This is a genomic window from Enterococcus timonensis, assembly GCF_900104595.1.
GTDB classification, from domain to species: Bacteria; Bacillota; Bacilli; order Lactobacillales; family Enterococcaceae; genus Enterococcus_J; species Enterococcus_J timonensis.
Map to the genome: position 1 here is coordinate 697,788 of NZ_FNVY01000004.1, position 13,881 is coordinate 711,668.

The window sequence follows — 13,881 nt, forward strand, 5'->3', positions numbered from 1 at the left end:
AATGCTAAAATGCTAAAGTACTAAAATGCTAAATTAAAATTCCTTGGTTCGTTTTTGGTAACGGAGAAATGTTTCTTGTAAAAATGGAAAATCAAAACTTGGAAAAGTTTCGAGAATTTCTTGGCAAAGGGTGCGAGCAATTACTTGTTCTAAAGCCACGCTGGCCGCTTCTACTGCCATCACATCGGCGCGCTCTTTTTGAGCGGTGGTTTTTTGTTTCGTAGTAATATCAACAGTTTGCAAAGATTTTTTCAGCGTGGGAATGGGCTTCATAGCGCCTCTAATAATGAGCGTTTCGCCATTAGTCATCCCTGCTTCAAATCCGCCTAAATGATTACTGGCACGTTGATATTTATTTTCATAAATAATTTCATCTTGCACTTCAGAACCTAATTTTCCAGCTAAGGCAAAGCCTTCGCCAAATTCCACCGCTTTAAAAGCATTGATGGCCATAATACTTTGTGCCAAAGTTCCATCCAACTTGCTATCCGCTTGTATGTAATCCCCAAGACCAACGGGTAAGCCAAAGACGTGGGCTTCAATCACGCCGCCTAATGTGTCTCCGCTGTTAGAAACCTTATTCACCATTTGAATAATTTCGGCATCTTTTTTGGCATCTAACGTTAAAAATTGGCTGTCGTTTTTTAAAGAAGTAATTTTATCCAAGGTTAAATCTTTTGGCGTAGAAATTTTTACATCACCAATTTGCGTAATAAAACTAACAATTTCAATTCCTAGAGCCGATAATAGCTGGCGACAAATATTGCCAATCGCTACTTGCATCGCCGTTTCTCTAGCGGAAGCTCGTTCTAAAACATTGCGCAAATCTGAAAAATTTCTTTTTTGACCACCGACTAAATCTCCATGTCCAGGGCGCGGCGTGGTGACTTTTTTTAGTTCATCTTGTTTTTCATCAGCAGAAAAGGCCGACATTGCTCCTTGCCAATGTTTAGAATCACGATTCGTAATTTCTAAAGCAATGGGACTGCCTAAAGTCATACCGTGACGAACGCCAGCAGTAATAATCACTTGATCTTTTTCAATTTTCATCCGTCCGCCCCGACCGTATCCTTGTTGCCGTAAAGAAAGTGCTTGATTTATTTTTTCTTCAGAAAGAGAAAAATTGGCCGGAAATCCTTCCAGAATTCCGGTAAGTTTAGGCCCGTGGGATTCCCCAGCTGTTAAATAGCGCATAATATCCTCCTAAAACCACATAGAAAAAGCATCAAAGGAAACTGGAAAAATTTCGGCGATGCCGATTTCTTTTAAAATCACCAATTGAATTGTGTCGCCTCGTCCTTTTTTATCAAAACGTAAAGTATCCATGATCTCTTCCATATCTACTTCCGGCCAAGTGGTTGGTAAATTGAATTTTTCTAAAATCGCTATTAATTGTTGGGTCGTTCCGGCCTTCGTTAAGCCGCGACGTTCACTTTCTTTAGTGATCGCCACCATGCCAAGAGCCACCGCTTCACCGTGAGAATAAGTAAATTCAGAATTTTTTTCTAATGCGTGGCCTAATGTGTGACCGAAATTTAATTTTAGGCGCTGGCCGTTATCAAACACATCGCCTTCAATAGCGTGTTGTTTAATCGTTAGGGCTTTTTCAATGATTTCTAGTCGTTCGTCTTCCCAATTTTCTTTTAAAAAATGATTTAATTGCGCAAAAAAATCCGCATCAAAACCGGCGGCCATTTTAATAATTTCTGAAAAACCTTCTGCCATTCTTAGTTCAGGCAACGTTTCTAAATAATAAGGATCAATAAAGACGGCTTCTGGTTGATAAAAAGTCCCGACTAGATTTTTCCCTTCCGCTAAATTAACCGCCGTTTTTCCGCCAATGGAGGCATCGACTTGGGCAAGTAAGCTGGTGGGAATGTTGTAAAAAGGAAGTCCTCTTAAATAAGTACTAGCGACAAAGCCTGACAAGTCTCCTACCACGCCACCGCCTAATGCGACAATACCATCACTTTTGGTAAAATGTTCCCCTAATAAGACGTGATACATTTTTTCAGCACCAATTAAGGATTTAGATGCTTCACCAGGATGAATAACAAAAGTAGTCACTTCTAGACCTTGTGTTTGGAAATAATCTTTAATCGGCGCTAAATAAATTTTACCGACATTTTCGTCAGTAACTAGTAAAATTTTATCCATTGAGCCTTTTTTAAAATGTTTTAAAGGATGATCTTCTAAGTAAACAGGATAATTTTTTTGACTCGTTTTAATTTCCATTAGCGTCTCCTTTTGCTAAAGCATTTTTGAGATAATCAAGTTGTTGCATCATGTCGTTAAAATGTTTGAAATTTAAAGATTGCGGCCCGTCAGATAATGCCTCAGCAGGATTTGGATGAACTTCCACCATTAAGCCGTCGCTACCACAAGCCATTCCAGCCATAGCCATGGGAGCTACCAAATCAAAGCGACCTGTCCCGTGGGCTGGATCAATTAGTACTGGAAAATGAGTTAATTTTTTCATTAAAGGAATGGCCGCCACGTCTAACGTATTGCGGGTTTGAGTTTCGAAAGTCCGAATCCCTCGTTCCATAAACATGACTTGTTGATTGCCACTCGTCGTTAAATATTCAGCAGCATTCAGCCACTCATCAATCGTCGCAGCCATGCCACGTTTTAAGACAGTCGGGCGATTTAATTTGCCGACAGCTTTAAGCAAAGAAAAATTTTGCATATTGCGAGCACCAATTTGGAAAATGTCGGTGTATTGTCCTACGACGTCAAGATGTTCTTGATCCATAACTTCCGTTACTACTAATAAATCAAAAGCATCGGCGGCTTGTTTTAATAATTCTAAGCCTTCTTCTTCTAAACCTTGAAAGGCGTAGGGACTTGTTCTTGGTTTATAAGCTCCGCCGCGTAAAATTTGTCCGCCGGCTTTTTTGACAGTTTCGGCCGTAGCCATGATTTGGTCATAACTTTCCACGGAGCAAGGACCCGCCATAGTGGTGAAAGTCCCGCCGCCAATGGTGACATCTTTTATTTGAATAATCGTGTCTTGTGGATGAAAAATGCGCGAGGTTAATTTATAAGTAAGATTGACATGTTGGGCAAGTTTTACACCGGCAAGATTATTAAAAAAATCTTCGGGAAAATTTTGCGGTACATTAATCAGGCCAATCGTTATTTGTTTTCCTTCGTTAATTTGCGGAATAAATCCTTGTTTTTTAGCGGCAGTCACTACTTCAGCCAAATTTTCGGTGGTGCTATTTTCTTTCATAACAATAATCATTGTAAACTTCCTTCCAATAAGTGATACGCTTGAATTTTTAAATCGGCGGGTATATGAAGCCCCGTCCAAAAGGTAAAAGATAAGACGCCTTGTTCTACTAGCATGCCGAGGCCATTTTGGTAATAAGCGCCGTCGTTTTTAGCAGCCTGTAAAAAAGGCGTTAAGTTTCCGGCATAAATTAAATCAAATACTTTTTGATTTGAGCGGAAATGAAAATCTGGCGGTAAAAAATTTTCGCCTTTCAGACCTTGTGTGGTGGCTTGAACGAGATACTCCTGTTGCAAAAAAAGTTGTAAATTCGCAGTGGTCCAAGGCACTAAGGTAATTTTTAGACGAGCATTTTTTTCTAACTGTTTTACTTTTTGTTCTAGGGTAAAAAAGCGTTGATTTTTTCTTTGTAAAATAAAAATATGATGGACACCAAATGTATTGGCGGCATTAATAATTGCTAAAGTAGCTCCCCCGCCACCTAAAAAATAAAGTTCTTTAGCCGGAAAATTTTTAAGCCAACTATTAAAAAAACCTTCCCCATCTGTGGTGGTGGCTTTTAAAAGACCCTCTTGATAAACAATCGTATTGATACTTTGGGCACTTTTAGCAATTGGGGTCATTTCATCGACTAAAGGAATGATCGCTTGCTTTAAAGGATGAGATAAATTCCCGCCCAAAAAGTTTTCGGATTTTAATTGTTGAATGGTCTCTTCTAGTAAATTGATTGGTGTTTGTTGTAGAGAATATTCAGCTGGAAAAGCCATTTTTTTCAGCAAAAAATTTTGCAATAAGTGGGAAAGAGATTTATTCACCGGATCGGCTAATAGCACTATTTTTTTTTGTATCATAAAACCTCCAAAAAAAAGTTGTAGCGCAAGCTACAACTCAACTGTAAATTGTAAATTGTTTTTCACGCGATTTGACTCAAAGAAAGTATACCGATGGAAAAATTCCTTGTCAAATCAAGGTTGAAAAATTAGTGTTTTGGGCCGTAGAAAATTAGGAAAAACAAGGTGAATTGAAAATTCGCCGAAGATTTTATCGTTACTTAATAAAAATAAGAAAACAAGTCTTCTTTTGTTAATTGATCTTTTTCACTTTTTGAAAAATCAGCAGCGATTTTGCCGGCTTTTAAAACTACTAAGCGATCACCAAAAGTCAGCGCATCTTCTAGGTCATGGGTAATCATTAGACAAGTAAGATTTTTTTCGGTGACGATTTGTTGGGTTAAAGCCATAATTTTTTTAGCTGACAAAACATCTAGTGCGGCAGTGTGTTCATCTAGTAGTAATAATTCTGGCGTTTGGCTAGTAGCCATAAATAAGCTTAAGGCTTGTCGCTGCCCTCCTGACAAAAGTTCGGTGGGATTATTTAAGACGTCTTCTAAACCGTTTTGACTTTGGGCGACGATTTCTTTTAGTCGAGCCATTTCTTTTTTCACCCGCACAAAAGTATGGATATTCACGTGGCCAACATTTTCAGCAAGTAATAAATTTTCGGCTACGGTCATTCGAGGAGCCGTTCCTTGTTTAGGATCTTGATAAACGCGGGCGATTTTCAGCGCTCTTTTTTTCAGTGACAAACTCTTAATGTCTTCATCGTTTAATTCAACGACGCCACTGGTTGGCTGCAAGGTACCGTCTAGGACATTGAAAAATGTTGATTTACCGGCACCATTTCCGCCTAAAATCACTACAAATTCTCCTTGTGCCACTGATAAGTTCAGCTCTTGTAAAATATTTTTCGGCTCCCCGGCACTAATCACTGAAAATCCGACATTCTTAAGCGTTAAATAACTCATTTTTTGGCGCCTCCTTTAACAAAATGTGGCAACATTAAAAATCCGGCTAAAATAATGGCGGTGATTCCTTTTAAATAAGTAGTATCTAATCCTAATTGAATAATTAAAACTAATAATAATTGATACAAAACAGCCCCAACGACGGTCCCCCATAAACGTTTGCCTAAAGTTAATTGACCAAAAAGGACTTCTCCTAAAATAATGGCCGAAAGCCCTATAACAATGACGCCAAATCCTTTATTGACATCGGCATAGCCGTCGCTTTGTGCTAAAAGCGCACCGGATAAGCTAATCAAACCATTGCCGCAAATCAAACCTAAACGCTCCATTTTTTTGGCATCAATTCCTAAATTTTTTGTCATGGCCGGATTGTCCCCTGAAGCAATAAATGCTTGGCCGAGAGTTGTTTTAGTAAAACCAAATAATAAAAAGCCGAACAAAAGACAAATAAACAATCCTAAAATAACTTCTCTTAAGTTTTCTGGAAAAATCTGTAAAAGAAATCCGTCTACAAGTTTGGGAAAATTAAGAAGCGATAAATTCGCCGATTGCATAATTAAAAGCATGACTGAATTCATACCAGACATCACTAAAATTCCAGCCAGTAACAAGGGCACTTGACCTTTCGTGTGTAACAAGCCAGTTAATAGACCGGTGAGACATCCGGCAATCATAGCGGCAAGTGTGGCCACTAGTGGTGAAACTCCAGCGCGAATTAAAACCACCACCACAGCGCCACCTAATGGAAAACTACCTTCTGCGGTCATATCGGGAAAATTTAAAATCCGAAAAGTCATAAACAAACCTAACGCCATCACGCCCCAAAATAATCCTTGCGAAATACCTGAAATAATCATGGTTGAACCTCCCCTACTAGTTGTGCATCTTTTTTAATTTCTGCTGTCAATGGAATGCCTAATTCTGCAGCGACTTTTTCGTTAATGATTTTTTCTCCATGATCAAAAACATAAACGGGCAGGTCAGCAACTTTTTTTCCTTGCAAGATTTCTGCAGCCATTCTGCCTGTTTCAATGCCTAATTGTTTTTGATTAATGCCCATAGTAGCCAGACCGCCTAATGTCACTTGCTGACTCACCGATGGAAAAATTGGTTTTTGCGCTTGTTTGGCATTGGCCACGACAGTTTCAAAACCAGAAGCAATTGTATTATCTGTTGGTAAATATAACGCATCATTTTCACTCAGCGCTTTTTGACTCACCACTTTAATATCGTTCGTACTTGAAACGACGTAACTTGAAACTACAAATCCGCGACTTTCAGCAATTTCCGTCATCTCTTGCGCTTGGGCTTTGGCGTTATCTTCATTAGAAGAAAATAATAAGCCGATTTTTTTAAGTTGCGGCATTAGTTGAGTCATTAAATCTAGTTGTGCGGCTACTGGCGAGCGGTCAGAAACGCCGGTAATATTGCTATCGGGTTGTGTTTCGTCTTTTACTAAGCCGGCTTTTTCCGGATATGAAATTGCCCCCATCACAATTGGAATTTTGGTTGTTTGGTTGGCTAATCCTTGCGCTGCTGGAGTGGCGATGCCGATTAAGACATCGGATCTTTGGATGAGTTGTTGGCCCATCGTTTGAATTTTATTTTGTTCTCCTTGGGCATTTAGTAATAAGATTTCTGAATTTTCTTCGTTGTAATCAGACTCTGCTAATCCTTCTTTAATGCCATCAGCGATTTCATCTAAAGATGGGTGGCTAACATATTGCAAAATACCAATCACCGGTTTTTCATTTTCAGTCGGTTTATTTTCAGTTAAGCTGGCAAAAATCAGTAAAGCAAATAATAAAAAAGTTGTGACGTATAACGTTTTTTCACGCATTATTTTCTCCTCCAAATAAATAAAATGATTAGAAAAACAAAAGGACTTCCCGAAAGCGACGGGAAGTCTTAAAAAGAAAACCCGCATAGTTTACCTATGCGGACTTGAATTCACTAAGAATCAATTCGACATAGATACGTTTTTAGAAAATCTCTAAAAAGTCGTATCTAGGCCCTGTGTCAGGAACATAAATACAACTATCTACGCCAGCTTTGCCAAGAAATATTGGATTGAGTGATAGTCATGTTTGTTCCTCCTTGTTGTTTTTTTAAATCATAAGCCAAAAATAACGCGCCGTCAAGCCAAGAATTTTATTTTATTCCAAAGTTTTGATATTTTCCATGGATAAATCATTAAGTTTAGCAACAAAATTTTGAAATTGGCCGGGTTCTTTTAAGACTAAACGATTTTCTTCTTTCCCTTTTTCAAAAAAGATCACCGTTGTATAGCGATAATCAATGGCAAATTTTTCCGCTTCTTCATGGGTGTTATAGACCATTGGATATAAATAAACCGTATGATTTAGTGCTTGAAGATTTTTATCGTCAGCTAAAAGATCTGAAACCTCATGTGCATAAAGGCCATTTGTCGGAACAAAAATAATCGTCGCTGTTTCCTGTTGGCTAATTTTTTTAATATTAGGATATTCGACTAAGGTTACTTTTTTAGCCATTTTTTCTGGATAAACGACGGAAGCTAGTTGCTGGGTGCGAATCGTTTGCTGTAAATGTGGTGTTACACTAAGTAAAACAATTAAAATAATTACAGCGACACCGCCTGTGATGCCTAAAATTTTCCAATGTTTGCCATCGATATCGTGAAGTTCATCTATAAATTGCTGCCATTTTTCTTGGAGCCAGTTTTTCAAAGCAAGCGCCCCTTCTTATTCATTATTAATTTCTATTCATCTATCCTACCAACAAAAACCATCTTTGACAAGGGAATAAAAAAAGCGGAAAAAACCGCGAATTTCTTTCATTTAAAGCCTTTACATGTTAAAATAAATGGGAATTAGCAATAAAAATTTTAGGAGGCTTTTGTATGACGACTGTCGGAAAATTTGCTTTAGCGGATTTAGAAAAAACGAACCACTTACTTTCCAATATCAAAGTAACAGTGGAAAGTGCTTTTTATGGAAACAACGTCAAAATGATTCCTGATCTTGCCTTTGCCTACAATTTGGCAAAACAATCACCTAACGTGACGGTGACTGATTTACCAGTAGCCCACACCGAAGATTTAGGCTTGCCAGCCGATGCTCGCGTTCTAGTGAGTAATGACGGAAAAGTTTTTGGTCGAACGGCTCAAGCGCGCCGTATTTTAGGACAACCGGGAATTGATAATAATTATTATGCCGGGATTTTGCGAGAAGCGGTTTTTACCGGTCAAAAGAAAACTTTTTATCATGGGCAAGCAGTTGTCGGCCTTTCTAAAGATTTTAGCGTTAAAGCCCATTTGCTGCTAGCTGAAGGGTATGAAAATAATTTATATTCTTGGCTATTAAATTTCCAAATTTTTACACCGGAAGCCAAAGAATTATACGAACAAAGTCCCGCCTTAAATGAAGATGATTTATATATTTATGCTAATCCTGATTGGTCCCATCCTGATTTTCCTAATGGGCTAGCGTTATTTGATCCCGTCCATAATGTGGCGGCGATTTTAGGCTTGCGTTATTTCGGCGAATTAAAAAAAGCGACTTTAACTTTAGCTTGGGCCACAGCGCATCGCAACGGATTTGTTGCTTGCCATGGCGGCATGAAGCAATATGATTTAGGCGATAAGAAATTCACTATGGCGGCATTTGGTTTATCCGGTTCAGGAAAATCAACAATTACTTTAGCAGAATCAAAACAAGATTTCCCGGTAAAAATTCTTCATGATGATGCTTTTATTATTTCTGAAAAAACTGGCGCCACCACTGCACTTGAACCAAGTTATTTTGATAAAACGCAAGATTATCCAGCCACAAGTTCAGCTATTGATTACTTTTTAACGGTGCAAAATGTCGGCGTCACGCTAGATGACACGGGTCGCAAAGTAATTGTCACCGAAGATATTCGTAATGGCAATGGGCGGACGGTCAAATCGCGTTACTTAACGCCAAATCGCGTTGATTTCTTACCAGAAAAAATTGATGCTGTTTTTTGGATTATGAAAGACGATGCTCTGCCACCAGTTGTAAAAATTAATGATCCGGATTTAGCCACTGTTTTCGGGGTAACTTTAGCGACAAAACGTTCCACCGCTGAAAATGTTATTGGGCAAAATCTTGATCAATTAGTAATGGAACCTTTTGCCAATCCTTTCCGCTCCTATCCATTGGGAGAAGATTATCAAACATTTAAAGAACTTTTTGCTCAAGGAGTGGATTGTTATATTTTAAATACTGGATTTTTCAATGGCAATAAAGTCACCCCGCAACACACATTAGGTGCGATTGATTTAATTATTCAAGGAAAAGCTGACTTTGTTGATTTCGGTCCGATTGAAAAACTGGAATATTTGCCAATTGAAGGCCATCCCGTCGATTTTTCTGATAAAGAATATTTAAATAAAATCAAACAGCGTCTCGTTGACCGCCTCGCTTTTATTAATGAAAAGTCCACCGAAAAAGAAGGATACGACGCTCTTCCTAAAGAAGTCAACGAACAAATGGAAAATCTTATTTTAGACTTAGCGCAAAAATTAGCTGATTAAAAAAACTTTTAACCTGCAAGAATTTTTTGCAGGTTTTTTTGTTGTTTTGGCTATTTTTCGTTATAATTAATAAAGAATCAAATTGGAGGAAAAAATATGTCATTTGATGGCGTTTTTACCCACGTTTTAGTCAAAGAATTACAAGAGCAACTGTTAGGCGGTCGTGTTGCTAAAATTCAACAGCCTTACGCCATGGAAGTTGTTATGACCATCAGAGCTCGCGGTCGCAATCACAAATTACTCTTGTCGGCTCACCCAAGCTATGCCCGGGTCCAACTGACCCAATTGCCTTTTGAAAATCCAGCGACGGCACCGAATTTTGCTATGATGCTTAGAAAATATTTAGATGGCGCAATTCTTGAAAAAATTTCTCAAGTGGACAATGATCGGGTTTTGCATTTTTCTTTTAGTCGTCGAAATGAATTAGGCGATTTGGAAGATTTGCGTTTAGTAGTGGAATTAATGGGGCGTCACTCGACTATTTTATTATTAAATGCGCAAAGTGAAAAAATTATTGATGCGATTAAACATGTCGGTCCAAGCCAAAATACATATCGCCTTTTGCTGCCAGGAATTCCGTACATTGCCCCGCCGCTTCAATATGTGGAAAATCCTTTTACGGTTACCGAGAAAAAAGTTTTTGAAATTTTACATGCTGAAGAACTGACGCCTAAATATTTGCAAACTTCTTTTCAAGGTTTGGGGACCGATACGGCCACAGAATTGTGTTATCGACTCAATCGAAATCCGCAAGATAAATTAAAAACTTGGCAGAAGTTTTTCGAAAGTTTAGAAACGCCAAAGCCGACGATTTCGCAAAAAAATAATAAGGAATTTTTTACACCGATTTCTTATTTTCATTTGTTAAATATAGCTAGTTACTCAAGTTTATCAGAAATGTTAGATGCCTTTTACGGAGAAAAAGCGCAAAAAGATCGCGTCAAGCAATTGGGTGCTAATTTGCAAGTGAAAATGCAAAATGAATTCAAAAAAAATCAAAAAAAATTAGCCAAATTGGAGCAAACTTTGGCCGACACCGAAAATGCCGAATCATATCGCAGAAATGGCGAACTGCTGACGACATTTTTAAATCAAGTCCCTCGTGGTGCCACGAAAGTTACTTTAGCTAATTATTATGACGAGGATAAACCCCTAGACATTGCTTTGCGGGTGGATTTAACGCCTAATCAAAATGCGCAAAAATATTTCCAAAAATATCAAAAAGCCAAAAATGCCGTCAAAATTGTTCAAGGACAAATTGAAGAAACCAAGCAAGAACTAGCCTATTTAGAGTCAGTCATCGATCAAATCGAACTGGCCTCCCCTTTAGAATTAAATGGGATTCAAGAAGAATTGCAAACTACTGGCTATTTAAAAGCGCCTAAGAAAAAAATGCGGACAAATAAAGCCAAACCGCAATTTCAAAAATTTATTGCCACTAGTGGCGATGAAATTCTAGTCGGTCGAAATAATTTGCAAAATGATTTGTTAACTTTAAAAACGGCTAAAAAAACCGATATTTGGTTGCATGTCAAAAATATTCCCGGCTCGCATGTGATTATTAAAAATCCGCAACCGACCATTCCGACGATTATGGAAGCTGCCAAACTTGCCGCTTACTTTTCTAAGTTCCGCCTTTCTAGTAATGTGCCGGTAGATTATGTCGCTTGTAAATATGTCCATAAGCCAAATGGCGCCAAACCTGGTTTCGTGATTTATGAAAATCAAAGCACGGTTTATGTAACACCGGAAGAATCTTTAGTGAAAAGTTTAGCCGAATAAAAAAAGAAGTGTTGCCAAAAAATAGGCAGCACTTCTTTTTTACAATTTTTCTTTTTCGGATAAAAATTTTTCTAATTCCGTTTCGATATCCACGTCTAATCTATTCGCTAGTTCCATTAACCACCAAATGTTTTCCGCTAATTTTTGTTCCAAATTATATGGCGTTTCGTCGTAATATCGACCAGCACGGGTCATGGCAAGTCGGTTTAAGTTGCCAATATCATTAGACAAAGCTAATAAATCTTCTTCGACACTCCAGATACTGCCGTGATTTTTTAATTCCAATTCGTGATAGCGCGCTCTGATTTTATTGCTTCGGGCAATTAATTCTTTGACGTCCATATTTTAATTCTCCTTTTTAAATGTAGCTTGAACAATGTTGATAAGACGCAAAAAAAGCTTAGAGAGTAGATAAAAAAATCTATTCTCTAGGCTACAAATTTTTATGCTTTTTCATTTCTTAGCTGTTCAAGTGTTTTTTGAAAAATTTCTGGTGGATCCACTTCAAAAACCATTTTTTCCCCAGTTGTGGGATGAGTAAATCCTAACAGTTGCGCATGCAAAAATTGACCATTTCCTGCTAAAGTTTTTCTCGGTCCGTAAAGAAGATCGCCGGCCACCGGATGCTTAATATATTGCATATGGACGCGAATTTGGTGCGTTCGGCCAGTTTCTAATTGCAATTGTAAAAGCGAATAATCGTCAAATGTTTCTAATACTTTAAAATGAGTGACCGCTTCTTTTCCATCGGCAATCACCGCTTGTTTTTTCCGATCTTGTTTACTGCGGCCAACTGGTGCGTCAATGGTGCCATTATCATGCGAAAAAGTCCCGTGAACAATGGCTAAATATTTTCGTTGACTCGTTTTATTTTTTAATTGCGCGGCTAGATTTTCATGGGCAAAATCATTTTTGGCAATCATCAGTAAGCCGGAAGTATCTTTATCAATCCGGTGGACAATCCCTGGACGAATCACATCATTAATCGTCGAAAGATTTTTCATATGAAATAAAAGCGCATTGACCAAAGTACCAGTTGGATGTCCGGCAGATGGATGAACGACCATGCCTTGGGGTTTATTCACGACTGCAAGATCATCGTCTTCATAAATAATTTCTAACGGAATATTTTCTGGTAAAAGATCTAATACTTCGGGAATTTTTTCTTCAACCGCAACAACTTCCCCTTTTTTTGCTTTGTAATTGGCGCGAACAACTTGATTATTAATCGTCACCAACTCTTCTTTTAGCCATTGTTGTACTTGCGAGCGGCTAACGGCCATCGTTTGAGCCAAAATGGAATCCAAACGGCCGTCCTCTTCTAAAATATAAGTTTTCATTTTTTTCCTCTCTTAAAAAAATCATCATCTATGCGCAAGATAAAAATAAAAACAACGGCGACACCGACTGTTAAACACATGTCAGCAACATTAAAAATAGGAAAATTAAAAAAGTCCAACCGAATCATATCCACGACATACCCTAAACGCATCCGATCGATAAAATTCCCTAAAGCTCCAGCAATCATTAAGCTTAAGCCTAACGAAAACCAAATGCTATTTTTCCCGTAAATAACTAGAAAATAAATCATAGCCACTAAAGCAATGGTAGTAACAATGGCAAAGAAAATCATTTTTCCTTCTAGTAAGCTCCAAGCCGCACCGGAATTTTGCAAATGGGTCAACGAAACGATACCTGGCCATAATTCTTTAGTACCACCGATAGTAATATTTTGGACGACTAAATATTTTGTCCATTGATCAATCGCCACTAGAACGGCGCTAATTGCTAAGTAAATTAAAAACACGTGATCCTCCTTGTTTAATCGGAATAATTCAAGTCGCGGGGCCGAATAATTCCCAATAATTGTCCATCTGGATTGCCATCTTTAGTAATTAAGACGGCTTCTAATAATTGGACTTCTTGAAACCAATTTTCCACCTCAGAAACGGGCGTATCTTGGCGACAAAAACGATAATTTGGTTGTTTAAATGAAATATTTAATAAATCTTGAGCTGTTCGTTTCCGAAAATCCACTGGACCTTTTTGACTTTCCACCGCTAGCCAAAAACCAATCCCCCGAATCGTTACTAGTCCTAAAAAATGACCATGGTCATAAATGGGAAATTGCGAATAATGTTTTTCGGCAATTTTTTTTAAAATATCTTGAATCGGAATATTTTTTTCAAAACCGGTGACGTGCTTTTTAAAGCGGGGGTAAACGGTCGCCGGTTCAATCAATTCTGATTCAATCAACTGCATCCGTTTAATCGCCCAATCATTCGGTTCGGCAATGACAAAGTCTTCCGATATTTTTTCATGAATAATCGCGTTACGCAGTTGAGCCATTTGCAATAAATCATTTTCATACTTCTTTAAAATCGGATTTTTTTGGCGACTCCCCCGACGAACCGCCTCAGAAAACCCCATATTGTTGGGAGCTTTCATAAGTACTTTAACATATTTTTCCACCCGATTAAAACTTGTCAAAAAAATTTCTGCATTATCAGCCATAATCAT

14 protein-coding genes are annotated in these 13,881 nt (G+C 38.1%); 2 read left to right on the top strand and 12 right to left on the bottom strand.

What is annotated here, in order from left to right; all coding sequences use genetic code 11:
- Positions 1-33: 33 nt before the first annotated feature.
- The 8 genes from aroC to BQ5341_RS08055 form a co-directional block, all read right to left on the bottom strand.
- Positions 34-1,194 carry a chorismate synthase gene (gene aroC / locus BQ5341_RS08020; protein ID WP_071131483.1) on the bottom strand — a complete coding sequence of 387 codons (1,161 nt, stop codon included), beginning with the start codon at positions 1,192-1,194 and terminating at the stop codon, positions 34-36.
- Positions 1,195-1,203: 9 nt separating this feature from the next.
- Entirely contained in the window at positions 1,204-2,235 is a 1,032-nt protein-coding gene (gene aroB, locus BQ5341_RS08025; protein WP_071131484.1) for a 3-dehydroquinate synthase, read from the bottom strand.
- Positions 2,225-3,247 (bottom strand): 3-deoxy-7-phosphoheptulonate synthase, encoded by a 1,023-nt coding sequence (gene aroF / locus BQ5341_RS08030; protein ID WP_071131485.1) that lies wholly within the window; start codon positions 3,245-3,247, stop codon positions 2,225-2,227. Before aroF ends, aroB begins: the two co-directional genes overlap by 11 nt.
- A complete protein-coding gene (locus BQ5341_RS08035) occupies positions 3,244-4,086 on the bottom strand; it encodes a shikimate dehydrogenase family protein (protein ID WP_071131486.1) in 843 nt (280 codons plus the stop codon). The genes aroF and BQ5341_RS08035 overlap by 4 nt, the downstream gene beginning before the upstream one ends.
- 200 nt (positions 4,087-4,286) lie before the next feature.
- Complete coding sequence (locus BQ5341_RS08040) at positions 4,287-5,039, bottom strand: ABC transporter ATP-binding protein (protein ID WP_071131487.1); 753 nt, start codon at positions 5,037-5,039, stop codon at positions 4,287-4,289.
- On the bottom strand, positions 5,036-5,896 hold the full coding sequence (locus BQ5341_RS08045; RefSeq protein WP_071131488.1) for an ABC transporter permease: 861 nt from the start codon (positions 5,894-5,896) through the stop codon (positions 5,036-5,038). The genes BQ5341_RS08040 and BQ5341_RS08045 overlap by 4 nt, the downstream gene beginning before the upstream one ends.
- On the bottom strand, positions 5,893-6,879 hold the full coding sequence (gene trpX, locus BQ5341_RS08050) for a tryptophan ABC transporter substrate-binding protein (RefSeq protein WP_071131489.1): 987 nt from the start codon (positions 6,877-6,879) through the stop codon (positions 5,893-5,895). The genes BQ5341_RS08045 and trpX overlap by 4 nt, the downstream gene beginning before the upstream one ends.
- 316 nt (positions 6,880-7,195) lie before the next feature.
- Complete coding sequence (locus tag BQ5341_RS08055) at positions 7,196-7,747, bottom strand: hypothetical protein (RefSeq protein WP_071131490.1); 552 nt, start codon at positions 7,745-7,747, stop codon at positions 7,196-7,198.
- A gap of 173 nt (positions 7,748-7,920) precedes the next feature.
- On the opposite strand from BQ5341_RS08055, the gene BQ5341_RS08060 reads away from it, so the two are divergent.
- Both BQ5341_RS08060 and BQ5341_RS08065 read left to right on the top strand, forming a co-directional pair.
- Positions 7,921-9,579: a phosphoenolpyruvate carboxykinase (ATP) gene (locus tag BQ5341_RS08060; protein WP_071131491.1), complete on the top strand. Its 1,659-nt coding sequence runs from the start codon at positions 7,921-7,923 to the stop codon at positions 9,577-9,579.
- Between the two features lie 96 nt (positions 9,580-9,675).
- Complete coding sequence (locus BQ5341_RS08065; RefSeq protein WP_071131492.1) at positions 9,676-11,361, top strand: NFACT RNA binding domain-containing protein; 1,686 nt, start codon at positions 9,676-9,678, stop codon at positions 11,359-11,361.
- A 39-nt stretch (positions 11,362-11,400) separates the two neighbouring features.
- Here the strand turns inward: BQ5341_RS08065 and BQ5341_RS08070 are convergent, their stop codons facing one another.
- From BQ5341_RS08070 to BQ5341_RS08085, 4 genes are all read right to left on the bottom strand, one after another.
- Positions 11,401-11,703, bottom strand: a complete 303-nt coding sequence (locus tag BQ5341_RS08070) for a MazG-like protein (protein ID WP_071131493.1) — start codon at positions 11,701-11,703, stop codon at positions 11,401-11,403.
- Positions 11,704-11,804: 101 nt separating this feature from the next.
- Positions 11,805-12,701: an RluA family pseudouridine synthase gene (locus BQ5341_RS08075; RefSeq protein ID WP_071131494.1), complete on the bottom strand. Its 897-nt coding sequence runs from the start codon at positions 12,699-12,701 to the stop codon at positions 11,805-11,807.
- Positions 12,698-13,168: a signal peptidase II gene (gene lspA / locus BQ5341_RS08080; protein ID WP_071131495.1), complete on the bottom strand. Its 471-nt coding sequence runs from the start codon at positions 13,166-13,168 to the stop codon at positions 12,698-12,700. The genes BQ5341_RS08075 and lspA overlap by 4 nt, the downstream gene beginning before the upstream one ends.
- A gap of 14 nt (positions 13,169-13,182) precedes the next feature.
- On the bottom strand, positions 13,183-13,875 hold the full coding sequence (locus tag BQ5341_RS08085; protein WP_071131496.1) for a CBS domain-containing protein: 693 nt from the start codon (positions 13,873-13,875) through the stop codon (positions 13,183-13,185).
- Between the last annotated feature and the right edge of the window lie 6 nt (positions 13,876-13,881).

Bases quoted from the DNA above. Each gene is read 5' to 3' on its own strand.
- BQ5341_RS08060 (WP_071131491.1), top strand. From the start codon at position 7,921: ATGACGACTGTCGGAAAATTTGCTTTAGCGGATTTAGAAAAAACGAAC.
- BQ5341_RS08070 (WP_071131493.1), bottom strand. From the start codon at position 11,703: ATGGACGTCAAAGAATTAATTGCCCGAAGCAATAAAATCAGAGCGCGC.
- BQ5341_RS08045 (WP_071131488.1), bottom strand. From the start codon at position 5,896: ATGATTATTTCAGGTATTTCGCAAGGATTATTTTGGGGCGTGATGGCG.
- BQ5341_RS08035 (WP_071131486.1), bottom strand. From the start codon at position 4,086: ATGATACAAAAAAAAATAGTGCTATTAGCCGATCCGGTGAATAAATCT.
- aroC (WP_071131483.1), bottom strand. From the start codon at position 1,194: ATGCGCTATTTAACAGCTGGGGAATCCCACGGGCCTAAACTTACCGGA.
- BQ5341_RS08065 (WP_071131492.1), top strand. From the start codon at position 9,676: ATGTCATTTGATGGCGTTTTTACCCACGTTTTAGTCAAAGAATTACAA.
- BQ5341_RS08075 (WP_071131494.1), bottom strand. From the start codon at position 12,701: ATGAAAACTTATATTTTAGAAGAGGACGGCCGTTTGGATTCCATTTTG.
- trpX (WP_071131489.1), bottom strand. From the start codon at position 6,879: ATGCGTGAAAAAACGTTATACGTCACAACTTTTTTATTATTTGCTTTA.
- aroF (WP_071131485.1), bottom strand. From the start codon at position 3,247: ATGATTATTGTTATGAAAGAAAATAGCACCACCGAAAATTTGGCTGAA.
- aroB (WP_071131484.1), bottom strand. From the start codon at position 2,235: ATGGAAATTAAAACGAGTCAAAAAAATTATCCTGTTTACTTAGAAGAT.
- BQ5341_RS08085 (WP_071131496.1), bottom strand. From the start codon at position 13,875: ATGGCTGATAATGCAGAAATTTTTTTGACAAGTTTTAATCGGGTGGAA.
- BQ5341_RS08040 (WP_071131487.1), bottom strand. From the start codon at position 5,039: ATGAGTTATTTAACGCTTAAGAATGTCGGATTTTCAGTGATTAGTGCC.